The organism is Gilliamella sp. ESL0441, from assembly GCF_019469185.1.
Taxonomy (GTDB): domain Bacteria; phylum Pseudomonadota; class Gammaproteobacteria; order Enterobacterales; family Orbaceae; genus Gilliamella.
In genome coordinates, this window is record NZ_CP048264.1 from 319,085 (window position 1) to 345,026 (window position 25,942).

Annotated in this window: 15 protein-coding genes, 4 tRNA genes and 3 rRNA genes; 19 read left to right on the top strand and 3 right to left on the bottom strand. The window is 36.3% G+C overall.

Going from position 1 to position 25,942, the window contains the following annotated elements; translation table 11 throughout:
- Positions 1–34: 34 nt before the first annotated feature.
- From GYM75_RS01525 to GYM75_RS01560, 8 genes are all read left to right on the top strand, one after another.
- Positions 35–1,105 (top strand): acyltransferase, encoded by a 1,071-nt coding sequence (locus GYM75_RS01525; RefSeq protein WP_220216429.1) that lies wholly within the window; start codon positions 35–37, stop codon positions 1,103–1,105.
- Between the two features lie 579 nt (positions 1,106–1,684).
- Positions 1,685–3,222, top strand: a 16S ribosomal RNA gene (locus GYM75_RS01530).
- A gap of 56 nt (positions 3,223–3,278) precedes the next feature.
- Positions 3,279–3,354: transfer RNA gene (locus GYM75_RS01535), tRNA-Glu, on the top strand.
- A 203-nt stretch (positions 3,355–3,557) separates the two neighbouring features.
- A 23S ribosomal RNA gene (locus GYM75_RS01540) occupies positions 3,558–6,457 on the top strand.
- A gap of 153 nt (positions 6,458–6,610) precedes the next feature.
- Positions 6,611–6,726: ribosomal RNA gene (rrf, locus tag GYM75_RS01545) — 5S ribosomal RNA — on the top strand.
- The 16S, 23S and 5S rRNA genes sit together here with 3 tRNA genes alongside, the layout of an rRNA operon.
- Before the next feature lie 43 nt (positions 6,727–6,769).
- Positions 6,770–6,846, top strand: a tRNA-Asp gene (locus GYM75_RS01550).
- An 8-nt stretch (positions 6,847–6,854) separates the two neighbouring features.
- Positions 6,855–6,930, top strand: a tRNA-Trp gene (locus tag GYM75_RS01555).
- A 134-nt stretch (positions 6,931–7,064) separates the two neighbouring features.
- Positions 7,065–7,403, top strand: coding sequence for a DUF413 domain-containing protein (locus GYM75_RS01560; RefSeq protein ID WP_220216430.1), 339 nt, complete (start codon positions 7,065–7,067; stop codon positions 7,401–7,403).
- A gap of 5 nt (positions 7,404–7,408) precedes the next feature.
- On the opposite strand, the gene GYM75_RS01565 is transcribed toward GYM75_RS01560, so the two are convergent.
- The 3 genes from GYM75_RS01565 to znuC form a co-directional block, all read right to left on the bottom strand.
- Positions 7,409–8,932, bottom strand: a complete 1,524-nt coding sequence (locus GYM75_RS01565) for a YifB family Mg chelatase-like AAA ATPase (RefSeq protein ID WP_220216431.1) — start codon at positions 8,930–8,932, stop codon at positions 7,409–7,411.
- Between the two features lie 100 nt (positions 8,933–9,032).
- Positions 9,033–9,851 (bottom strand): zinc ABC transporter permease subunit ZnuB, encoded by an 819-nt coding sequence (gene znuB / locus GYM75_RS01570; protein ID WP_220216432.1) that lies wholly within the window; start codon positions 9,849–9,851, stop codon positions 9,033–9,035.
- A 1-nt stretch (position 9,852) separates the two neighbouring features.
- Positions 9,853–10,623 (bottom strand): zinc ABC transporter ATP-binding protein ZnuC, encoded by a 771-nt coding sequence (gene znuC, locus GYM75_RS01575; RefSeq protein ID WP_220216433.1) that lies wholly within the window; start codon positions 10,621–10,623, stop codon positions 9,853–9,855.
- Positions 10,624–10,715: 92 nt separating this feature from the next.
- Between znuC and znuA the strand changes: the two genes are divergently transcribed.
- From znuA to accD, 11 genes are all read left to right on the top strand, one after another.
- Positions 10,716–11,666: a zinc ABC transporter substrate-binding protein ZnuA gene (znuA, locus tag GYM75_RS01580; protein ID WP_220216434.1), complete on the top strand. Its 951-nt coding sequence runs from the start codon at positions 10,716–10,718 to the stop codon at positions 11,664–11,666.
- A 31-nt stretch (positions 11,667–11,697) separates the two neighbouring features.
- The gene (gene mepM, locus GYM75_RS01585; protein ID WP_220216435.1) at positions 11,698–13,014 is read left to right on the top strand and encodes a murein DD-endopeptidase MepM; all 1,317 of its coding nucleotides are present in this window, start codon (positions 11,698–11,700) and stop codon (positions 13,012–13,014) included.
- Positions 13,015–13,153: 139 nt separating this feature from the next.
- A complete protein-coding gene (gene mrcB / locus GYM75_RS01590; RefSeq protein ID WP_220216436.1) occupies positions 13,154–15,490 on the top strand; it encodes a bifunctional glycosyl transferase/transpeptidase in 2,337 nt (778 codons plus the stop codon).
- A gap of 10 nt (positions 15,491–15,500) precedes the next feature.
- Positions 15,501–16,313, top strand: coding sequence for a bifunctional DNA-formamidopyrimidine glycosylase/DNA-(apurinic or apyrimidinic site) lyase (mutM, locus tag GYM75_RS01595; RefSeq protein WP_220216437.1), 813 nt, complete (start codon positions 15,501–15,503; stop codon positions 16,311–16,313).
- 336 nt (positions 16,314–16,649) lie between these two features.
- Positions 16,650–17,960 (top strand): Tol-Pal system beta propeller repeat protein TolB, encoded by a 1,311-nt coding sequence (gene tolB / locus GYM75_RS01600; RefSeq protein WP_363317433.1) that lies wholly within the window; start codon positions 16,650–16,652, stop codon positions 17,958–17,960.
- A gap of 164 nt (positions 17,961–18,124) precedes the next feature.
- Entirely contained in the window at positions 18,125–18,601 is a 477-nt protein-coding gene (gene pal, locus GYM75_RS01605; RefSeq protein WP_220216438.1) for a peptidoglycan-associated lipoprotein Pal, read from the top strand.
- Between the two features lie 61 nt (positions 18,602–18,662).
- Positions 18,663–19,394 (top strand): tol-pal system protein YbgF, encoded by a 732-nt coding sequence (ybgF, locus tag GYM75_RS01610; RefSeq protein ID WP_220216439.1) that lies wholly within the window; start codon positions 18,663–18,665, stop codon positions 19,392–19,394.
- A 134-nt stretch (positions 19,395–19,528) separates the two neighbouring features.
- Positions 19,529–19,604 (top strand) — tRNA-Lys (locus GYM75_RS01615).
- 407 nt (positions 19,605–20,011) lie between these two features.
- Positions 20,012–22,129, top strand: a complete 2,118-nt coding sequence (locus GYM75_RS01620) for a TonB-dependent siderophore receptor (protein WP_220216440.1) — start codon at positions 20,012–20,014, stop codon at positions 22,127–22,129.
- 210 nt (positions 22,130–22,339) lie between these two features.
- Entirely contained in the window at positions 22,340–23,878 is a 1,539-nt protein-coding gene (gene murJ, locus GYM75_RS01625; RefSeq protein WP_220216441.1) for a murein biosynthesis integral membrane protein MurJ, read from the top strand.
- 1,159 nt (positions 23,879–25,037) lie between these two features.
- Entirely contained in the window at positions 25,038–25,940 is a 903-nt protein-coding gene (accD, locus tag GYM75_RS01630) for an acetyl-CoA carboxylase, carboxyltransferase subunit beta (protein WP_220216442.1), read from the top strand.
- The last annotated feature ends 2 nt before the right edge of the window (positions 25,941–25,942 follow it).

Here is a 25,942-nt window from a genome sequence, read left to right on the forward strand (position 1 = left end):
AGAGAATTATGAATTTTTTATTTTGAAGTTTAAAATGACATCTGTAAAAACGAAAAAAATCTATTCTATACATGTATTACGTGGTGTAGCAATAATCATGATCGTATTTAGCCACTGTTTAGGTGTTTTTAAAAATGATGGTTTAATTGCGAATAGCTATTTGTTTTCTTTTTTAAATTTGCTTGCGTTTAATTTCACGACTTTTTTTGTATTGATTGCAGGATTTTTATTTCAACATTTAACATATAAGTTTGATACTAAAAAATATTATCTTTCGAAATTTAAAACAGTTTTATGCCCCTATATTTCAGTATCAATATTTTGCTTTCTGTTTTTTCATTTTCAAGATTTATCTAAATTATCTATATTTTCCACTACAGAGCCAAGCATTATAAGTAGAGTGACGACTATGTTATTAACTGGTTCATCACTTTTACCATTATGGTTTATTCCAATGATAATCATCATATATGCAATGAGCCCTATTTTTTATTCCTGGTCTAAAAAAAACCTAATTGTAGCTGGTCTTATTTCAATGTTTTGGGTGGTAATGTTCACTAAACCAGAGTTTACTAAACCTTTGCTCAATCTATTGCACTATGGACCAGTTTATTTAATTGGAATGATGATACGACAAAATTATGAAGTCATCATGAAAGCAGTAAAAAATAATCTTATATTAGTCATCGCATTTTTCTGTTTATGCTTTTTTATACCATTCATTGGGCGATATGTCGTAAATCTTGGCGTTGAAAAACTTTATCTCGACACGTTACAGAAAATTATTCTTTTCATCTTAGCACTTTATTTTCTGGATGGACTAAATCATAAAACAAACGATGGAAAGATATATAAATTTTTTTCCTTTATGGCAAATATAAGTTTTCCAATATATTTCATTCATGAAATTATTATTTTTCAACTTGAAAAATTACTCTTTATTTCACCAATTGGTAACTTGGCACTAACACCAAATGGTTCGTTAGCATCAATTGGTGCTATTGGATTATTAATATCAACCTTATTGATAAGCGTAATAATTGCGAGTTTAATAAAGTTTGTCTTTAAAGATAAATCGGTATTTCTTATAGGCAGTATACGATAATATAAACTAGCATTTGATTGGGAAACTAAAAAGTTTCTGACTATAAAATATAATCAGGAATATTGTTTAATACATCATGTCAACGAATGCTATAGTTTATTTCAGTTTATTTAAGCTATTTTAAATATAGATCAACATAACAATATATTTAATAAACATGTTAGCTATTTAATTTAATTTATATCAAATTAAATAATCATACGTGTTGTGCAAATATGATTCAAACGAAAAAAAAATTGCAATAATTACTTGCATGATTTTTTTAAGGCTCTATAATGCGCATCCACTGACACGGCGTCAGCGAAAGCAGGCGGTAAAAGAGGTTAGTGAGCAGGATCAAAAATTTTGAAAAAAGATCTTGACGAATAAAAAGGTGTAGCGTAGTATACGCAGCCCTTGAGACAGTAAAAGCGAAAGCAAAAAATACTGTCAGCTCTTTAAAAAGAAGAAACAGACAATCTGTGTGGGCACTTGCGAGACGAAAGAATAAAGTCTACGGACTCAAAAAATTAAGTCTTGATAAGTGACACTGAAGATTCATTTGAATATGTCAGAAACAGTTATTGAGCATCAAACTTTAAATTGAAGAGTTTGATCATGGCTCAGATTGAACGCTGGCGGCAGGCTTAACACATGCAAGTCGAACGGTAACATGAGTGCTTGCACTTGATGACGAGTGGCGGACGGGTGAGTAAAGTATGGGGATCTGCCAAATGGAGGGGGACAACAGTTGGAAACGACTGCTAATACCGCATAAAGTTGAGAGACCAAAGTACGGTTCCGAAAGGACGTGCGCCATTTGATGAACCCATATGGGATTAGCTAGTTGGTGGGGTAAAGGCTCACCAAGGCGACGATCTCTAGCTGGTCTGAGAGGATGACCAGCCACACTGGAACTGAGACACGGTCCAGACTCCTACGGGAGGCAGCAGTGGGGAATATTGCACAATGGGGGAAACCCTGATGCAGCCATGCCGCGTGTATGAAGAAGGCCTTCGGGTTGTAAAGTACTTTCGGTAGTGAGGAAGTTGTGTGTATGAAAAGTGCATGCAGTTGACGTTAGCTACAGAAGAAGCACCGGCTAACTCCGTGCCAGCAGCCGCGGTAATACGGAGGGTGCGAGCGTTAATCGGAATGACTGGGCGTAAAGGGCATGTAGGCGGATAATTAAGTTAGGTGTGAAAGCCCCGGGCTCAACCTGGGAATTGCACTTAAAACTGGTTATCTGGAGTATTGTAGAGGAAGGTAGAATTCCACGTGTAGCGGTGAAATGCGTAGAGATGTGGAGGAATACCGGTGGCGAAGGCGGCCTTCTGGACAGATACTGACGCTGAGATGCGAAAGCGTGGGGAGCAAACAGGATTAGATACCCTGGTAGTCCACGCTGTAAACGATGTCGATTTGGAGTTTGTTGCCCTGAGTGATGGGCTCCGAAGCTAACGCGATAAATCGACCGCCTGGGGAGTACGGCCGCAAGGTTAAAACTCAAATGAATTGACGGGGGCCCGCACAAGCGGTGGAGCATGTGGTTTAATTCGATGCAACGCGAAGAACCTTACCTGGTCTTGACATCCACAGAATCTGGCAGAGATGCTGGAGTGCCTTCGGGAACTGTGAGACAGGTGCTGCATGGCTGTCGTCAGCTCGTGTTGTGAAATGTTGGGTTAAGTCCCGCAACGAGCGCAACCCTTATCCTTTGTTGCCATCGATTAGGTCGGGAACTCAAAGGAGACTGCCGTTGATAAAGCGGAGGAAGGTGGGGACGACGTCAAGTCATCATGGCCCTTACGACCAGGGCTACACACGTGCTACAATGGCGTATACAAAGGGAGGCGACCTCGCGAGAGCAAGCGGACCTCAGAAAGTACGTCTAAGTCCGGATTGGAGTCTGCAACTCGACTCCATGAAGTCGGAATCGCTAGTAATCGTGAATCAGAATGTCACGGTGAATACGTTCCCGGGCCTTGTACACACCGCCCGTCACACCATGGGAGTGGGTTGCACCAGAAGTAGATAGCTTAACCTTCGGGAGGGCGTTTACCACGGTGTGATTCATGACTGGGGTGAAGTCGTAACAAGGTAACCGTAGGGGAACCTGCGGTTGGATCACCTCCTTACGAAGCGCTCGTAAGTGTTCACACAGATTGTTTGTTTATTATGAAGAAATAATTAAGTCCCCTTCGTCTAGAGGCCTAGGACATCGCCCTTTCACGGCGGTAACAGGGGTTCGAATCCCCTAGGGGACGCCATCAGATGAGATTATTTCTTGAATTAAATTATGTTTGTATTTACTTACATGAGTAAATAGAAAGATAAAGCTCTTTAACAATTAGGAACAAGCTGAAAGAAACGAGTTCTCGTTTTTACGGAAGGCATTGATACGAAAGTATGGATGTTTGAAGTGGAAAAGAGAAAAAAGCGTAATAGAAACCAAGACAACTGTGAGTTGTAAGGTTAAGAAATTAAGCGTACACGGTGGATGCCTAGGCAATCAGAGGCGAAGAAGGACGTGTTAATCTGCGAAAAGCGACGGTGAGCCGATAAAAGGCGTTATAGCCGTCGATGTCCGAATGGGGAAACCCAGTGCAGGTGACTGCACTATCATCTGATGAATACATAGTCAGATGAGGCGAACCGGGAGAACTGAAACATCTAAGTACCCCGAGGAAAAGAAATCAACCGAGATTCCCCTAGTAGCGGCGAGCGAAAGGGGAGGAGCCCAAAGCGGGTAGCATAATGTATCAGTGGAAGCGTCTGGAAAGTCGCACGACAGAGGGTGAAAGTCCCGTACACGAAGATGGATTATGTGGAAGCTTGAAGAGTAGGGCGGGACACGTGATATCCTGTCTGAATATGGGGGGACCATCCTCCAAGGCTAAATACTCCTGATTGACCGATAGTGAACCAGTACCGTGAGGGAAAGGCGAAAAGAACCCCGGGAGGGGAGTGAAATAGACCCTGAAACCGTGTACGTACAATCAGTGGGAGCATGTACCGTTGGGCATGTGTGACTGCGTACCTTTTGTATAATGGGTCAGCGACTTATATTCTGTAGCAAGGTTAACCGAATAGGGGAGCCGAAGGGAAACCGAGTATTAACTGTGCGTTAAGTTGCAGGGTATAGACCCGAAACCCGGTGATCTAGCCATGGGCAGGTTGAAGGTTGGTTAACACTAACTGGAGGACCGAACCGACTAATGTTGAAAAATTAGCGGATGACCTGTGGCTGGGGGTGAAAGGCCAATCAAACCGGGAGATAGCTGGTTCTCCCCGAAAGCTATTTAGGTAGCGCCTCATGAGTAACTGTTGGGGGTAGAGCACTGTTTCGGCTAGGGGGCCATCCCGGCTTACCAACCCGATGCAAACTCCGAATACTGACAAGTTTAATCATGGGAGACACACGGCGGGTGCTAACGTTCGTCGTGAAGAGGGAAACAACCCAGACCGCCAGCTAAGGTCCCCAAGTCATAGTTAAGTGGGAAACGAAGTGGGAAGGCTTAGACAGCTAGGATGTTGGCTTAGAAGCAGCCATCATTTAAAGAAAGCGTAATAGCTCACTAGTCGAGTCGGCCTGCGCGGAAGATGTAACGGGGCTAAAACTATGCACCGAAGCTGCGGCAGTGCACGTAAGTGTATTGGGTAGGGGAGCGTTCTGTAAGCCGTAGAAGGTGTGTTGTGAGGCATGCTGGAGGTATCAGAAGTGCGAATGCTGACATAAGTAACGATAAAGCGGGTGAAAAGCCCGCTCGCCGGAAGACCAAGGGTTCCTGTCCAACGTTAATCGGGGCAGGGTGAGTCGACCCCTAAGGAGAGGCCGAAGGGCGTATCTGATGGGAAACGGGTTAATATTCCCGTACTGGCTATAACTGCGATGGGGGGACGAAGAAGGCTAGGTTTACCACCTATTGGATGGTGGGTTAATCGTGTAGGGGTGTGATTAGGCAAATCCGGTCACTGAGACCCTGAGGCGTGATGACGAGCTACTAAGGTAGTGAAGTAATTGATGCCCTGCTTCCAGGAAAATCCTCTAAGCTTCAGGTTATAGTTAATCGTACCCGAAACCGACACAGGTGGTCAGGTAGAGAATACTCAGGCGCTTGAGAGAACTCGGGTGAAGGAACTAGGCAAAATGGTGCCGTAACTTCGGGAGAAGGCACGCTGATGGTAATTGAAGTCCCATGCGGATGGAGGAGAAGTCAGTCGAAGATACCAGCTGGCTGCAACTGTTTAATAAAAACACAGCACTGTGCAAACACGAAAGTGGACGTATACGGTGTGACGCCTGCCCGGTGCTGGAAGGTTAATTGATGGGGTTATGCGTAAGCAGAAGCTCTTGATCGAAGCCCCAGTAAACGGCGGCCGTAACTATAACGGTCCTAAGGTAGCGAAATTCCTTGTCGGGTAAGTTCCGACCTGCACGAATGGCGTAATGATGGCCAGGCTGTCTCCACCCGAGACTCAGTGAAATTGAAATCGCCGTGAAGATGCGGTGTACCCGTGGCAAGACGGAAAGACCCCGTGAACCTTTACTATAGCTTGACAGTGAACATTGAGCCTTAATGTGTAGGATAGGTGGGAGACTTTGAAGCATGCACGCCAGTGTGTGTGGAGTCATCCTTGAAATACCACCCTTTAATGTTTGATGTTCTAACCTATACTTCTGAATCGAGGTAAGGGACACTGTCTGGTGGGTAGTTTGACTGGGGCGGTCTCCTCCCAAAGAGTAACGGAGGAGCACGAAGGTTAGCTAATCCTGGTCGGACATCAGGAGGTTAGTGCAATGGCAAAAGCTAGCTTGACTGCGAGAGTGACGGCTCGAGCAGGTACGAAAGTAGGTCATAGTGATCCGGTGGTTCTGAATGGAAGGGCCATCGCTCAACGGATAAAAGGTACTCCGGGGATAACAGGCTGATACCGCCCAAGAGTTCATATCGACGGCGGTGTTTGGCACCTCGATGTCGGCTCATCACATCCTGGGGCTGAAGTAGGTCCCAAGGGTACGGCTGTTCGCCGTTTAAAGTGGTACGCGAGCTGGGTTTAGAACGTCGTGAGACAGTTCGGTCCCTATCTGCCATGGGCGTAGGAAAATTGAGAGGGTTTGCTTCTAGTACGAGAGGACCGAAGTGAACGCACCGCTGGTGTTCGGGTTGTGATGCCAATTGCATTGCCCGGTAGCTACGTGCGGAATAGATAAGTGCTGAAAGCATCTAAGTACGAAACTAGCCTCGAGATGAGTTTTCCCTGATGAGAGTCAGTAAGGTCCGTTTGAGACTAAGACGTAGATAGGTCAGGTGTGTAAGTGTAGTGATACATTGAGCTAACTGATACTAATGAACCGAGAGTCTTAACCTTACAACTCGGAGTTGTTTTGGGATTATGCGAATAGAGAGAAGAGAAAATCATCGGAAGGTGATTGAATATTGTAGAAACAGTTTGTTCCGGATTGAGGAATTGATGTAAAGATGAGATAATGTACATCAATAGAGAAAGAGAAGACAGGATATGTCTGGCGGTAATAGCGCGGTGGTCCCACCTGACCCCATGCCGAACTCAGAAGTGAAACGCCGTAGTGCCGATGGTAGTGTGGGTATTACCCATGTGAGAGTAGGGTGCCGCCAGACTTTTAATTTTAAGTTGTAGTGATATTAACATACCAAATACGGTGGAGCGGTAGTTCAGTTGGTTAGAATACCTGCCTGTCACGCAGGGGGTCGCGGGTTCGAGCCCCGTCCGTTCCGCCACCTTATTTAGGGGCGTAGTTCAATTGGTAGAGCACCGGTCTCCAAAACCGGGTGTTGGGAGTTCGAGACTCTCCGCCCCTGCCACAAAAAATCATAAATTTGTCTTAATTTTAGTCGTTTGATTATTTTTATCTATATAAATAAGAAAAAATTATTTACAGATTTACTTAGTTAATTATAATTTCCGCCCAACTACTTTTACAACCAGAGGAAAAAAAATGGCTGAAAGTTTTGTAAGTCAACAACGATTTTTTGATAATAAAAACTATCCAAGAGGATTCTCACGCCATGGGGATTTTACTATCAAAGAAGCTCAAATTTTAGAAAAATACGGATGTGCCTTCAAAGATCTTGATACAGAAGTAAAAAAACCGACTACAACAGAAGAAAAATCATTTGTTGCAGTTTGTAAAGGAAAAAAAGAGCCTTCTACTGATTTTGAAAAAGTATGGCTTAAGTACCTTGCTCGTATCAATAAACCAAAGCGTTTTCATACATTATCAGGTGGAAAACCTCAAATTGATGTAAATGATGACTTTGTCGATAATGATGACTAATTCTTTCAGCCAATATTTTTGTGTAACTGAATTAGTAATCTATCCATAGAACGATAACTTAAAGCCTCCGAAATATGTTTTCGTTCTATGTTGTTTGAAAAATCCAAATCAGCAATTGTTCGTGAAACTTTTAATATCCGATGCCAAGCTCTGGCTGAAAGTCCCAATTTAATTAAAGCTTGTTCCAAATATTCATTATTTTCCTTTGATAATTGACAATACAAAGAAATTTCGTTTGCTGTTAATTGGCTATTTAATTTTTTATTTCTCTGAATTTGAATCATTCTAGCTTTTAAAACTCTTTGCTTGATACTTTCAGTTGATTCAGTCGTATCCTTTTTTTGACTCAAAGAACCTTTAGGTAACAAAGGGACTTCAATAGAGATATCAAACCTATCGAGAAAAGGACCTGAAAGTCTATTGAGATAGCGAATCACTTGTTGGGGTGTCGTTCTATTGTGTGTACCTTGATAGTGACCGGTAGGACTAGGATTCATAGCGGCAATAAGTTGAAATTTGGCAGGAAATCGTATTTTAGCATTCGCTCTTGAAATAATAATCTCACCTGATTCGATAGGCTCTCTTAATGCATCTAAAACTTTCCGATTAAATTCGGGTAATTCATCTAAAAATAAAACCCCATTATGTGCCAATGAGATTTCTCCAGGTTTAGGAATGGTTCCACCACCCACAAGTGCTGCAGTGGATGCACTATGATGTGGTGATCTAAACGGTCGTTTACGCCAATTCTTAATTGAGCCATTCTGGCTGACTAAGCTAGCTATAGCTGCACTTTCAAGTGCTTCGTCATCTGAAAGGGGAGGAAGTAAAGATGTTAAACGGGTGGCTAACATAGTTTTTCCTGTACCAGGAGGTCCAATTAATAACAGATTATGTCCTCCAGCTGCTGCAATTTCTAAAGCTCTTTTTGCATGTTCTTGTCCTATCACATCTTGTAAATCAATTAGTTGATTTTCAATATTATCATTTTCGCAGTATTCGACCTTAGATAAATTTATCTCATTATGTAAATATCGACATAACTCTAATAAATTACTGGTAATCAATGTATCATTATGATGAATTAATGAAATTTCTGATTGATTTTCAGTAGAAATAATAAGCGTGCGCTCACTTTTTTGTGATGAGATAGCTGCAGGAATAGCTCCTTTTACACCTCGGATGTCACCAGAAAGCGCTAGTTCACCTAAAAACTCATAATGTGACAAATTTAAAGTCGGAATTTGTTCTGTTGCAGCCAAAATAGCGATAGCAATAGGTAGGTCAAAACGGCTTCCTTCTTTGGGAAGATCTGCCGGTGACAGATTAACCGTTATCTTTTTAGCAGGAAACGAAAAACCACTATTAATAATGGCACTACGTACACGATCTTTCGCTTCTTTAACCGTTGCCTCTGGAAGACCAACTAATACAAAACCTGGTAATCCATTACTAATATGAACTTCAACATTAATCAGTGGTGCTTGTATACCAATGGATGCTCGAGTATAAATAATTGCAAGTGACATAAATTAAATTATAAATGTTTTTAATAATTAATTATGTTAATACAATTAATTTGCTAGAGATTTTAACTTCAAATTATTGTGATATAGTGCACAATTAATGTTATTTTTTTTCTAGATACCTATTTTTTATTGTTAAAAATAACTTTGAAGTCAATAAACATATAAAAAATAGACAGGCATTACATAATACAACTGATGGACTTGTTGGTGTATTGTAAATAAAAGAAAAAAACAAGCCACTTATAACGGCTACGATTCCAATAATGATAGAAATTAAAGCCATTTTCTCTGGAGTTTTCGAAAAGTATTTAGCTGTTGCAGCAGGAATAATCAATAAAGAGGTAATGATAAGTGCTCCTACAAATTTCATGGCAATACCGATAGTAAAAGCCAATAATAAGGTTAAAATTAATTTAGTTAATCGGATATTAATACCCTGAATAAAAGCTAATTCTTCATTAACAGTGATATAAAGAAAATCGTTCCAACGCCAAATTAATAAAATACCGATGAATATTACACAGATCAAAATTTGAAATATATCAGCATAAGTTATTGATAACAGATCGCCAAATAAATATCCCATCAGATCAATTCGTATATTTCCTATTAAACTGATTACAACTAAACCTAAAGATAATGCACTATGTGCAAGAATACCCAGTAATGTATCAACAGGAAGTTGTTTTTGTGATTCAAGCCAAATTAAACCTAATGCTAAAATCAATGTCACAAAAATTACCGCATAAAATAGGTTGATATTGAGTAAAAAGCCAAAAGCAATACCAAGTAAAGCAGCATGAGATAGGGTATCACCAAAATAAGACATTCTGCGCCAAACAACAAATGTTCCTAAAGGACCTGTCACAGTTGTTAAGCACAATCCTGCTAACAAAGAAGGTAATAATAATTCAACCATTTTAATGATCCTTTTTTATATTTGATAACTTATGATGATGATCTATTGTTTTTTTGCATAAATCATGTTGATGGTTGTGATGATGTTTGTATACAGCAATCTGTGATGCACCATATTGACCAAAAAGTGAAATAAACTCTGGATCATTTGACACAGTGGCAGGTGTACCTGAACAACATATGTGATGATTTAGACAAATAACTTCATCTGTTTTAGCCATGACTAAATGAAGATCATGAGAAACCATTAATACTCCACAATTAAATTGTTTTTTAGCATTTGCAATTAAATCATAGAGAAGGATTTGACCATTTACATCTACACCTTGTGTCGGTTCATCAAGAATAAGTAATTGGGGCTGTTTAGCTAAAGCTTGTGCGAGTAAAACACGTTGTAACTCGCCACCAGACAATTGATGCATTGATTTATCAAATAAGTATTCTGCTTTAACAAGTGATAATGTTTGTAAAATATCGTCACTTTTTAACTGTTTATTTAAGTGCATAAAACGTTTAACAGTGATCGGTAGAGTAGGGTTTAAATTTATGGACTGAGGAACATAACCGATAGTTAAATTTGGTAAACGGTAAATCTTTCCAGATGAGTAAGGTAGAAGTCCCAATATGACTTTTACTAAAGTTGATTTGCCTGCACCATTAGGACCAAGTAATGTAATAATCTGATTTAGATTAACAGATAATGAAATATCATCTAATATTTTTTGATGATTGATTTCAACAGAGACATTTTCAAGTGAAATTAATTGAGTCATGTAACGGGTAGCCCTTGCTCACCTAAATGTTATGTTATATTATAACAATATTAAATTTTATTCTATCATAAATTATAGCATTGGATAATAACGTGAAAAATTACATCGTAAGGAATTTTAATCTGTTTATACAGTATTTGATAATCTTAATCCCATTATTAATAATACAAAGCGTAAATAATTATGCTAATGCTACTGTTATATCGTCGGTTAAACCGATAGGTTTTATTGCTCAAGCTATTACATCAGGCATAACTGATGCAGAAATTCTTTTACCGGAAGGTGCTTCTCCTCATACTTATTCCTTAAAACCTTCTGATTTAAAGAATATTAAGTCAGCTGAGTTAGTTATTTGGGTTGGTGAAGATATGGAAACTTTTATGCCAACCTTATTGAAAAATATCGATAAACAAAAGCAAATTGAATTAATGGATATTCCTGAAATTAAGTCTTTGCTTCGAACTAATCATGATGAACATTTGCACGAGGGAGAAGCGCATCATCATTTAGATCATGAGCATCATGGTGAATATGACGAACATATTTGGCTTTCTCCTAAAATAGCCAAAATTATTGCTCAATTGATCCACGATAAATTAATTACTCTTTATCCTGACAAAAAAAACAAAATTGATGAAAATCTAAACGAATTCGCTATAAAATTATCTGAAACAGAACAAAACATTGCAAAAAAGCTAATAAACGTCCAAAATAGCGGGTATTTTGTATTTCATGATGCCTATGGGTATTTTGAATCACAATTTAAATTGAAAAATCTAGGTAGCTTTACTATAAATCCAGCAATACAGCCAGGTGTTCAGACAGTCTATGCTATAAAGCAAAAACTGAAAGAAAATAAAGCTGTGTGTGTATTTATAGAGCCACAGTTTAGTCCAGCTGTTATTGAAAAATTGGTGGATGGCACAGACGTTCGAATTGGAGTATTAGATCCTTTAGGCTCGAACATACAGCCTTCTAAAGATGCTTATTCACAATTTTTATTGAACTTAACGCAACAACTGTTGGCTTGTTTAGGTAATTAATAGTTTTGATAATAGAAGATTAGGGTTAATTTTGGCACGAAAGATTAAATTTCCTCATATTGAAAAAAAACAGACTAAAACACCCTATTTTTCAATATTAGGCGCCCTGTTTTTTATTATCATAATTATTATGTTGTGGCAAACTCCCAAATTCAATCGTGCCGACTATATTCCGTTGAATCCTCAAGTTGAAACGACTGTCGTTAATAAGCCTTCTTTGCCTGATGATATGACTGTCGATGAATCTTTAGATGAACCTGAAGATAAAATTAATCCAGATGATTTAGATGAGATAATTGATGAGAAAGGTAATACCGTCCAATACACTATAGTTCGTGGTGATACCTTACATCAAATTTTACTACGATATAATGTTAACCGAAAAGACGTCTATCAATTAACATCTGAATTTAAGCAACTAGCTAATTTAAGAATAGGTCAGCAAATTAGTTGGACGACAGATGATGATCATAATCTACTTAATTTAAATTGGACGATTTCCAGCAATAATATTCGAATCTATGAGAAGTCTGGAGATAAATTTGTTGAAAACTCCGAGGTAGTGGAAGGCGTTATAAAAAATGTAATACTAAAAGGCGAAATCAAAACAAGTTTTATAGCTGATGCGCGAAGTGCGGGATTAACCAGTAGTGAAATAGCGCTAATAATGCGAGCATTACAATGGCGATTAGATTTTAAACGGCTTCAAATTGGAGATAAATTTTCAGTTGTATTATCTCGAGAAATGCACGGCGAACGTTTATCCACTAGCCAACTACTAGCAATTCGATTTAAAAATGGCGCTAGAGAATATTACGCATTTTTAGCGGATGATGGTAAATATTATGATATAGATGGTGGAAGTTTATCTCAAAGTTTTTTCCGTTATCCTTTGGCTAATAAAGCTCGAGTATCTTCACAATTTAACCCAAGACGTTTGCATCCTGTTACTGGGAAAATAGCGCCTCACAATGGTGTTGATTTCGCAGTATCACGTGGTACACCTGTATTGTCAGTTGGTAATGGTGAGGTTGTTATTGCTAAATATAGTGGTTCTGCAGGTAACTATATTGCGATAAGACATGGGCGTCAGTATATGACTACTTATATGCATCTTGATAAAATTTTAGTTAAACCGGGTCAACAAGTAAAACAAGGTGACAAGATTGGATTGTCTGGTAATACTGGTCGCTCAACGGGCCCTCATTTGCATTTCGAATTACACATTAACAATAAACCAGTTAATCCGTTAACAGCTAGTTTACCAATTAATGAAGGTTTAACCGGTAAATCAAAAAATGCGTTTATTGAAAAAGTGAAAAATATTAAGCCACGATTAGAATTTTAATAATTCTTATTTTTTGACTAATCATGACTAACGAAAAGTCTATTTTTTTGAAAAAATAGACTATAAAGAAGACAATTAAAAGTTTAAAGATTTGTGTTATTATACCAAAATAATATTTGTACTAAATCTTAGGTGAGCTTTGAATACGTCAACTAAATCTACCCGAAAAAAATCCTCTAAAAAAGTTAAGAAAAATAAAAAACGCTCACTTTGGCGTCGATTTTTATCATTGCTATTTAAACTGTTTCTGGTTTTTGTGGCTGTGGCTGTAATTTATGGTATATATCTTGATCAGCAAATCAAAGAACGAATAGATGGTAATGTATGGGAATTACCAGCAGCTGTTTATGGTCAAATTATCGATCTTGAACCTGACAGCGAATACAGTTTAAGTGATGTGGTGACTATGTTAAATGGTGCACAATATCGCCAACAGGATACAAAAGCTACACGTCCTGGTGAATTTATTGTTAGTAATGATGCGATTGAAATATACCGTCGTCCTTTTACATTTCCTGACGGAGAAGAAAAAGCTTTCCGGGTAAAAATTACATTTTATGATAATCGAATTGATCGTATTACTAATTTAGATACAGGACGTGATTTTGGATTACTTAAGATCGATCCCAAATTAATCACCATGATGCATTCTCCTAACGGAGAACAACGCTTGTTTGTACCTCTTAAATCATTTCCTGATTCACTTATCAAAACTTTAGTTGCCACAGAAGATAAACGTTTCTATGATCATCATGGCGTCAGCTTATATTCCATTGGTCGAGCAATTTATGTCAACCTTACCACAGGTCGCACTGAAGGTGGAAGTACGTTAACCCAACAAACCGTTAAAAACTTATTCTTAACTAATGAACGTAGTTTAAGTCGTAAAATACGAGAAGCCTATATGGCAATCATTCTTGATGCTCGTTATAGCAAAGAACGTATTTTAGAGTTGTATTTAAATGAAGTCTATTTTGGGCAAGCCGGAAGTGAAGAAATCCATGGTTTTCCTCTTGCTAGTCTTTATTATTTTGGTCGTCCAGTTAATGAATTAACGCTCGATCAGCAAGCGGTATTAGTAGGAATGGTAAAAGGTGCTTCTCTATATAACCCTTGGACGCAACCAAAACAAGTGTTAGATCGCCGGAATGTTGTTTTAAAACTTACCGAGCAACAGGGCATTATTGATGATGAGTTATATAATTTATTAAGTCAGCGTCCACTATCTGTTTTACCGAAAGGTGGTGTTATTTCGCCACAACCTGCTTTTATGCAAGTTGTTCGCAGTGAACTAAGAAAGCAATTAGGTGATAAAGCAGATCACCTTTCAGGTATGAAGATTTTTACCACTTTTGATCCTGTTGCCCAAGCAGCTGCAGAACAATCTGTAACGAATCAAATTGAAAAATTACGTAAATCAACTAATAAAGATTTACAAACAGCCATGGTTATTGTTAGTCGAGAAACAGGCGAAATTCGTGCAATTATTGGTAGTGCAGAACCTCGATATCCAGGATATAATCGTGCATGGTTAACCCGCAGAGCAATAGGTTCATTAGCTAAACCATCAACTTACTTAACTGCTTTAGGTCAACCTGATCGTTTTCAATTAAATACATGGTTAGATGATTCACCGCTTTCAATAAAACTTGATAATGGTTCGTACTGGCAACCGAAAAATTATGATCGTAAGTTTCGTGATCGTGTCATGTTAGTGGATGCTTTAGCACTTTCTTTAAATGTACCAACAGTTAACTTAGGTATGGCTCTTGGTCTTGAGGCTACGAAAAATACCTTGCAAGCATTGGGTGTGCCAGGTGATCGTATTACGAATCTACCTTCAAGATTGTTAGGTGCTTTGGAATTAACGCCTTTAGAAACTGCGCAAATGTTCCAAACAATAGCTAATAATGGTCAACGTTCACCATTAACCATTTTAAGATATGTATTGACTGATAAAGGAGAATTAGTTTATCAAAACTATCCTCAACAAATTCAAGCAGTTTCAAAACAATCAGCCTATTTAACCACTTATGCTATGCAACAAGTTGTTGAGTCGGGTACCTCTCGCTCTTTAAAAGGAAAATATGGGGCGTTTAAGTTGGCAGCTAAAACAGGAACAAGTAATGATTCTCGTGACAGTTGGTTTACGGGTATTGATGGTAAAAATGTTGCTGTTATTTGGATTGGTTTAGATGATCACTCTCCAATGAAATTAACGGGGGCCACAGGAGCATTAAAAATTTATAGTGAATACTTACAAAATAATCCTCCTAAAAGATTGTTGTTACCAACACCTCAAAATATTCGTATGATGTCAATTGATGACAATGGTCAGTGGCAATGTGATAGTAATAGTGGCAGACGAATGCTACCAGTTTGGACAGATAATCCTCAAAGTTTATGTGTTAACAATAATCAGTCGGCACCAAGTCAGCAAGTACCAACTTGGGTCACAGAAATGTTAAATAATTAGGTGAAATAAAATGCCTGAATTACCAGAAGTTGAGACAAGTCGCCTAGGTATTTTGCCTTACTTAAAAGGGCAAACTATCAAGCAAATAGTGGTTAGGCAACCAAAATTACGTTGGCCTGTTGATGAACTCATTCATCGTTCTCATGGAGAAGTCATTTTGGATGTCAAAAGACGTGCAAAATATTTGCTGATACAGCTAGCACATAATTGGATTATCATTCACTTGGGAATGTCTGGTAGTTTGCGTATTTTACTTGATGAACAACAGGAAGTAACAAAACATGATCATATCGATTTGGTTTTAGAAAATGGAGTTGTATTGCGTTATACTGATCCAAGGCGCTTTGGTTCATGGCTTTGGGCAAATTCACTTGAAGAAGTCTCTCAACTAAGACATTTGGGGCCAGAGCCTTTAAGTGATGAGTTTTCTGCTGAGTATCTATTAACAAAAGCTAAAAATCGACATATACCGATCAAAAGTTGGATTATGGATAATCATATTGTTGTTGGTGTTGGAAATATCTATGCATCTGAATCATTGCATATGGCTAAAATCAATCCCAATCGAAAAGTTAATACCTTACAATTAGCCGAGTTTGAAAGATTAGTTATAGCCATCAAGCAAGTTCTGACTAAATCGATTAAACAAGGTGGAACGACACTAAAAGACTTTCTTCAATCAAATGGAAAACCCGGTTATTTTGCACAAAAATTGCAAGTATATGCTCGAGAAGGACAAGAGTGTTATACATGTCAGGCTAAAATAACATCACAAAGAATAGGTCAAAGAAATACTTTTTTCTGTGAAAATTGTCAAAAATAGTCAATTAGTTATTTCTTCAAAGATTTCATTAAATGTGAATTTATAATTTTTTTCAATGTGTACAACTTAATTGGATAAGGTAAGTATATAAAATATTCAATTAGGACAATGTTGTAATATAGTACAACATCTTTTTATCCCAAGGCTATGGACTTGTAACCTAATATCAGCTATCTTTCTTGATGTAAAAGTATTTGGCATTTTTTTATTATTTAAAAATTGGCATAATTAATTGTTAACGATCTAATTTTATAAAAATCTTTTACTTTGAGCTAACTACAAAATTACATTTAATTTAATGTAGTTAATTATGTATATATTAAGGAATTTAAAATGATCAAATTCGCTTTTCGCTTTTTGATGACAAGTTTAATCTTTATGTGGGCCTTAACAAGTCATTGTTGGGCAGATAGCACGGGGATACAAATTAATATCACTGAAGGTATTAGTACAGCTAAACCGATTGCTGTCTCTCCATTTAAATGGACAGGCTCCGGTCAACCACCACAAATAATTGAAAATATCATTGCATCAGATCTACGAAATAGTGGTAAATTTAATCCCATTAGTATCGATAGTATGCCCCAAAAACCGACAACAGCATCAGAGGTTGATCCGGCGGTATGGAAAAATCTTGGTATTTCTGCGATTGTAGTTGGTTCTATTCAACCCGATGCTTCAGGAAAATACCTTATTACTTATCAATTAGTTGATACTGTTGATAAGCCTGGTGCAGTCTTATCTCAAAACCAATTTTCTATTAACAAACGTTGGGTTCGTTATGCTGCACATTCAGCGAGTGATGAAATTTTTGAATCGCTCACAGGGATTAAAGGTGCATTTAGAACACGAATTGCGTATGTAGTTAAAATGAACAGAGGTTCATATACTCATGAGCTAAGAGTGTCAGATTATGATGGTTATGACCAGATCACCGTTCATCGTTCAAAGGCTCCATTGATGTCTCCAACTTGGTCGCCTGATGGTAAAAAATTAGCTTTTGTAACTTTTGAAAGTGGAAATTCTGCAATAGTTATAAAAACACTTGATAGTGGTGCTATTGAAACTGTGGCATCTTTCCCTCGTCACAATGGAGCTCCTGCCTTTTCTCCAGATGGAACTAAATTGGCATTTGCATTATCAAAAGATGGTAATTTAAATTTATATGTGATGGATTTGTCCACTAAAAAAATGACAAAGATCACATCGGGTCGTAGTAATGACACTGAACCATCATGGATGCCTGATAGTAAAACTATTGTTTATACCTCAGATCAAGCAGGTCGACCACAACTATATAGCATTAATATTAGTGATGGTACAACACAAAGATTGACTTGGGACAATACCCAGAATCAAAATGCTCGTGTTTCGCCAGATGGTTCTTTTATCGCCATGATTTCGACAAATAATGGTGAGCAACATATAACAAAATATGATATAGCAACAAAGAGTTATCAACGATTAACCGATACTTTTTTAGATGAAACACCAAGTATTGCTCCAAATGGGACGATGATTATTTATAGCTCCACGAAAGGATATGGAACAATTTTGAATTTAGTTTCAACGGATGGTTTTTTTAAAGCCGAGTTACCAGTGACAGATGGGCAAGTTAAATTTCCATCTTGGTCGCCTTATTTATAAAATATTACAAATAACATTTAATAAATAATAACTTTAAACTAAAGTTATCGGCATATATAATAAGGCCATTTTAATTGCTAACTAATTTTAAATAATAGTTTAATATTAGTTAGATAAACGAACTATATAAGTGAAAACTTATTTAAACAACAGGAGTTAAAATAATGCAATTCTCAAAATTTCTTAAAGTAGCTGCGGTTGCTTTGCCACTGGTTGCTGTAACAGCTTGTACCTCAACTAGTTCAACTACAAGTGGTAATTCATATGATACGTTATCAAGTGAAGATCGTGCTTTACTTCAAAGACTACAACAACAAGAAATGAATACGGTCTATTTTGATTTTGATAAATATAATGTGAAATCTGAATATGCTTCAATGTTGAATGTTCATGCAGGATTCTTACGTTCACATACTTTTATAAAAGTAGTTATTGAAGGACATGCGGATGAGCGTGGAACACCAGAATACAATATTGCTTTAGGTGAACGTCGTGCAAGCGCAGTTGAATCGTATTTACAAGCAAATGGTGTATCAGCTACTCAAATGACTATCAAATCATTAGGTAAAGAGCGACCAGCAGTACTCGGTCACGATGAAGCCGCTTACGCTAAAAATCGTCGTGCTGTCGTTGTATATTAATTGTATTTCATAACGGCTGGATATCCAGCCGTTTTTTTTAATTTACATCGAGTTTAATTATATGCATAAAAAAATAATCACATTATCAATATTTCTTTTATTTGCAGGCTATGGTTGTGCAGCTGGCGGGTCTGAATCGGAAAGAACTGTACAAGCTCAAGCACAATTGATAATACAAAATCAACAAAAGATTAATGATTTACAATCTGATATAGATTTACTTAGGGGTCAATTAGAAGATACCAAATATCAACTTAATCAAGTTATTGAACGCCAAAAGATGATTCTACAGCAAATGGGAACTGGTTCCTCCGGATTGTCATTGAATACCAATTATGGTTCCTCAGAAGGAACAACATCAACGATGCCAAAAACAGAATCTAATACATCAAATTTATCTGGTTGGACATCTACAGGTAATGATAAAACCGATTATAATTTTATTATGCAGTTTATCAGCGACGCCAAACAAAGTAATGAACTGATTATTGCTTTCCAACGCTTTTTAGAAGCCTATCCAAAATCTATTTATCGGGCAAATGCAAATTATTGGTTAGGGCAACTTTTTTACAAACAAGGTAATAAAGATTATGCTTCATCTTATTATGCAACAGTTGTAAAGGATTTTCCTAATTCGTCAAAAGCTGGTGATAGTCTTTATAAAGTAGGATTAATATTGCTTGAAAAAGGCGATAAAAAAAATGCTAAAGCCGTTTTTCAACAAGTTTTGAATAAATATTCTAAAAATAAAAATGCAGTTAATCTTGCTAACCAAAAATTAGCTTATCTTTAGTATAACGTACGAAAAATCAGCTTTTAAAAAAAAACACTCACAAAAGGGTTGCATTACCAAATAATTGCCAGTATTATAGCAACCCGAAATTGCTTGTACCCATACTAAAAACGGTACAGTAATCATATCGAAATGGGTCGTTAGCTCAGTCGGTAGAGCAGCGGACTTTTAATCCGTTGGTCGAGCGTTCGAATCGCTCACGACCCACCAACCATCTAGTTCTTATTCTTACTTAATAATCATCTAAAATATAATTTAAGTGTATTACAAAAACTTTGATTTTTTATTTGTTAAGATTTATTGAGTTTAATTGTAAGAACAAATCTTATAGTAAAAACTGAATAAACAACGAAATTAAATCAAATTTAAGATTACTTATTCAAGAAAATTTTTCCTTCTTCTTAATATCCTACTAGTATTTTTTAATCCATTCTTGTTGTTTCAACGACTTTTAAAAGCAATGTATTGGTAATTCCTGTTTCTGTAAAGTTATGTTGATATTTTCAGAACTATCCGTTTCATAAAAGAAGTTGATAATGAAAATAATAATCATTATCATATTTTGGGGTGTTTTTATTTTAACCAAATTAAATACAATAAATTAGGATAGGAAAACAATGAAAGTAGTTAATCAATTAGCCATCATAGGCATGTTGGGTATAGTCTCTACGGATACTGTTGCTCAAGAGCATTATGATAATGATGCGCATACTGAAACGATGAAAGTTGTCGCTCATATTAAGGATGATAATGATCAGCGACTAAAAAAGTCATCAACAGCCACAAAAATGCCATTCGATATCAAAGATATTCCTCAAACAATCAATTCAGTTAACATAGGGCAAGAAAAAGTATATGGAAAAAATGATTTAAGTGTAATTGTCAATAAATTGCCGGGAGTCGATAGTACTTATGACATGCGAGATGAAGGAATAAAAATACGCGGTTTTTCGGCAAGTTCAGGCGATATTTATCGGGATGGTGTTCGTGCAAGTGGGCAAGTTAGGCAAAGTACAGCCAATATTGAACGCGTGGAAATATTAAAAGGTCCCGCTTCAGTGCTCTATGGACGAGGTTCTGGTGGGGGAATGATAAACATGATTAGTAAACAAGCTAATTTTGATTCACCTACTGTTTTAAGCTTACGTAGTGGTTCTTGGGATAAATATGGCGGTATGGTCGATATCAATCATGTTGTCAATGAACAACTAGCCATCCGAATGACGGTAGATCATCAATCAGAAAAAAGTTTTCGTAAAGGAATAAAACAAAGAGATACCATGGTATCACCAAGTATATTTTATGATAATTTAGAGGGGTTTAATTGGTTAGTTCAATATACAGATGATCATTTATGGCGTAAACCAGACCGAGGACCTGCTTACTATAATTTACCAAAAGGTGTTTCAATTAAAACTGCCTATGCACATCCAGATGATTATGTAAAAGATAATTTTAAATCACTACGTTCGGTGATAGGGTTTGAATTTAATTATGACTGGTCAATTAAATTAACTAACCTCTATCGTCAAGCAAGTCAAAACTTTGATCATATTTATGGTGGGGATTATTGCCATTTAAATGGTAAAACCAATAGTGGGAAAACTTGTAACTATCGCGGTAAATTACAATTCCGACGAGCTTGGCAAGAAACGAATAACAAGACATATAGCAATACAATAGATTTAATGGGAAAATTTAATACCGCAGGGATAGGACATGATATGTTGGTTGGTGTTGAATACAATATTGAAAAACGTCAGCCTAGATTAGCATTAACGAGTACTTATCCAGAAGTTGTTGATCCCTTTCATCCACATTGGTATTCCAAGAAAGCGCATTACACTAAATTAAATACTAAAACTAATCATAAAGCCACCTCAAAAGGAATTTATTTGCAAGATTTGATCAGTTTTACAACGCAATGGAAATTGTTGATGGGTTTACGCTATGACAATTACGAATTTGCATCAGACGATAAAATCAAACACCAAAGCCGTTCATATAATGGTCACTCGTTAAGTCCTCGAATCGGTTTAATTTGGCAGCCTATCGAATCGCAAAGTTTTTATGCTTCCTATAGTAAAAATTTTGCACCCTATGGTGGACGAGGACTGATTACCATTTCAACGGATTCAAAAACGGTTTACGATAATAAACCCCAATATTCAAGGCAGTATGAAGTCGGCGTAAAAAGTGATTGGTTAGATGATAAATTATCTTCTCAACTTGCACTTTATAATCTTGAATTATACAACGTTCGTTATCAACCCGATGCGGTGAACGATCCTTATAATTGGCAGGTCAAAGGCAGTGACCGGAGTCAAGGGATTGAATTAAGCCTTATTGGAAAATTAACACCAAAATGGTACATCAATAGTGGTATTGGTTATCAGCAAGCTCAAGTTCATAAAGATAAAAAAATGCCAGCTAATCAAGGCAAATATTTACCGAATACATCTAAGCATAGCGGTTATTTAAATATTCGTTATTTGCCTTATGATAATTGGTTTACCGAGTTGGAAGTAAATTATAAAGGTGCTATGTATAACGATGATAAAAATCAATTTAAACGCCCAGGATATACAGTATGGAATGCGGCAATTGGTTATCAATCTTCCTCTTATGATATCACTTTAGCTGTAACAAATTTATTTGGTAAAGAATATTGGCGTTCAAGTAGTATGCCTGGCACGCCTAGAGCTGTATTGTTAACGGCAAGTTATAAATTGTAATCAATGAAGAAATAAAAGCGGAATGAAATAAACATCCTAAATTGAATAATTGATGATAATATTTGTCTGATTAGTATTTCAATCCGCTTATTGTTTGGATAGTAACGATATTTCAATTCATAAATGTTATTATTTATAAAAAAGCATGGTGAAATAAGTGAATAATTTGTAGACTATGTCCATTACTGTTTTTTGGCACTTATCTTATCTATGAATTTATTAAAATCTTTAGCCACTGTAAGCTCAATGACAATGGTATCTCGGGTATTAGGTTTTGTTAGAGATGCAATTATTGCACGTTTTTTTGGAGCAGGAATGGCTACTGATGCTTTTTTTGTAGCTTTTAAACTTCCCAATTTACTTAGGCGAATTTTTGCTGAAGGTGCTTTTTCTCAAGCGTTTGTGCCAATTTTAGCAGAATATAAAAATCAACAAGGTGCCGAGGCAACGAAGACATTTATTGCCTATGTTGCAGGTTTATTAACATTAGTATTAGCACTTGTTACATTAATTGGTGTGATTACCGCACCTTTTATCATTATGTTAACCGCACCAGGATTTATGCAAGAATCAGTGGATAAATTTGAACTTGCTACTGTAATGCTCCGGATAACTTTTCCATATATCTTTTTTATTTCGCTGGCATCATTAGTTGGTGCAATACTCAATACTTGGAATCGCTTTTCTGTTCCTGCATTTGTGCCAACGTTGCTTAATATTAGTATGATCGTTTGTACACTATTTTTAACCCCATATTTCAATCCACCTGTTTTGGCATTAGCTTTTTCGGTTGTTGTCGGTGGAATTTTGCAATTGCTTTTCCAACTGCCTACTTTAAAAAAAATAGGGATGTTAGTTTTACCTCGTATTAATTTAAAAGATAGTGGTGTATGGCGAGTTCTGAAACAAATGGGACCAGCAATTTTAGGGGTTTCAGTTGGTCAAATCTCTCTAATCATCAATACAATTTTTGCTTCTTTTCTAATTTCAGGATCTGTGTCTTGGATGTATTATGCTGACCGATTAATGGAATTCCCGGCAGGTGTACTGGGTGTTGCATTGGGTACTATTTTATTACCGTCATTGGCCAAAAGCTTTTCAAATGGTGATCATAAGCAATATTCGGAATTACTTGATTGGGGATTACGTTTATGCTTTTTATTGGCTTTACCGAGTACGGTCGCGTTAGGTGTAATTTCGCGCCCATTAATCTCAACATTATTTGAATATGGGCAGTTTACGTCAAATGACACGCTAATGACACAACGTGCTTTGATCGCTTATTCGATAGGGTTATTGGGGCTTATTTTAATTAAAGTTTTAGCACCTGCTTTTTATTCCAGACAAGACATTAAAACTCCTGTTAAAATTGCTGTTGTTACTTTAATTTTAACGCAATTGATGAATTTGGTTTTTATTGGTCCATTACAACATGCTGGACTGTCGTTATCCATTGGTTTGGCTGCATGTTTTAATGCTGGACTATTGTTTTGGCAATTACGAAAAAAGAAACTTTATCAACCTCAATCTGGTTGGTATCTTTTTTTAACTAAAGTGATTATTGCCGTTATTTTAATGTCATTGGTTCTATGGTTTGGTTCAAGATTATTACCTGATTGGTCGACCGGTTCAATGCTCATACGAGTTAGCCGTTTATTATTATTGGTAATGGTTGGCATCATTGTCTATTTTGCATCATTGATTGCAATGGGATTTAAAATTAAACATTTTATAAAACGAATTGACTAAAAAATAAATATCTATACATGAATACTAAAATTGATAAGGAAATCTAATGAAAGAAAACGCTTTTTTTACATTGCCATTGATTGGCAGTTTTATTTATTTTGTTATTAGCTGTTTAATAACTATCATCTTCGATGATTATCTATTTCGATTTAGCATACTTTTGGGAACTAATAAAGTTTTCTCCTTTTAATATCATTAATTATTTGTTAAAAACTCATATTTTAGATGTAGTATTTGTATTTGGAATTTTGTCATTATTTCTACACAGTTTAAATGTCCATATAATTAATAAAACCAATGTAGAATTGGTGATAATTATAATGGTCTTATTTTCAGTAATGGCTTATTTTATTCCTAAAACTTTACTATTTGATTTTGGAGATTTATATCCAATAAAAAATATATTTATCATCATTATATCGGTTATGTTTTATTTAATATTATATAGTTTATTACTATACTATTTATTAAATTTTTCCAATAAATACTTTATAAAAAATCAACAGCCATTTCCTTTTACAGCGACCAATAGTACTAAAATTCACTTTAATTTGTTTGCCATATTTACAACTTTTGTCCTGATAAAAGGATATCTGTTAATTACGAAAGTATTTCAATTATTCAGCATGGAGATTTCTAACAATATTTTAAATATTGTATATATATCGGGTATATTAATAGCAGTTGGTTTAACTATACCTTGTTTTAAACAATCATTTGATAGAATTCAAACAGATAGGCTCATAAAAAGTATCATTCAACCCAGTATAATAATTTTTATTTGTATTATTGTTAACTTCATTTTTATTTTTAAAGTACCAACCGCATTACTATACAAAAATATAGAATATGGGAATTTATTATCAATCACTTGTTTAATGCAAATAGTATTACTTCCGTTAATAATTGCTTTAATTTTAAATAAAGTAACGAAACGCTATTTTTATTATGTAACCACTTAGATATTCAACAATTTTGGTTAAAATGGTTATTAAAACAAGCGTTAAAATTTAATATTTACTGAGATCTGAAAATGTTAAATATTTTCTAATCATAGGTAATGCATAAGATAAAAATTAAAACAACTATTAAGAATTAGCGCAAAGTATTATACAATAGCCCGATATTTTCTAAAGTGTAGCACAATGAGAGAATCATAATGAGCTGGATTGAAAAGATTTTAAGTAAAAATAATATATCATCTGATCATAAAAAAGCGAATATTCCAGGCGGAGTTTGGACCAAATGTAGCAACTGTGAACAAGTTATTTATCAAGCTGAATTAGATCGCAATTTAGAGGTATGTCCGAAATGTGATCACCATATGCATATTCCTGCACGCGTAAGGTTATACCACTTTTTAGATGAAGGTTCAGATGTTGAGTTAGGTTCAGATCTCGCACCGAAAGATATTTTAAAATTTAAAGATACTAAAAAATATAAGGATCGTTTAACCACGGCTCAAAAAGAGACTCGTGAAAAAGAAGCTATGGTTGTGATGAAAGGAACCTTGTTTGGCATTCCTGTCGTCGTCGCTTGTTTTGAATTTGCATTTATTGGTGGTTCAATGTCATCGGTAGTTGGTGCGCTGTTTACACGCGCAGCTGAACAAGCCATTGCAGATAAATGTCCACTAATATGTTTTTCAACTAGTGGTGGAGCTAGGATGCAAGAAGCATTATTTTCGCTAATGCAAATGGCAAAAACCAGTGCAATCCTTGCAAAAATGCAGGATGAAGGATTACCTTATATTTCTGTAATGACTGATCCGACAATGGGTGGTGTTTCTGCTAGTTTAGCTATGCTTGGAGATATCAACATTGCTGAGCCAAAAGCGCTGATTGGTTTTGCCGGCCCGCGAGTTATCCAACAAACCGTTCGAGAAACATTGCCGGAAGGATTCCAACGAAGTGAATTTTTACTTGAAAAGGGCGCAATTGATATGATCATTCATCGTAAAGAAATGAGACCAAAAATTGCTAGTTTGTTAGCAAAATTAATGAGAATACCCGATCCTTTTAACGATATGACTAACAATGTAACTATCGATGAGACTGTGTAATC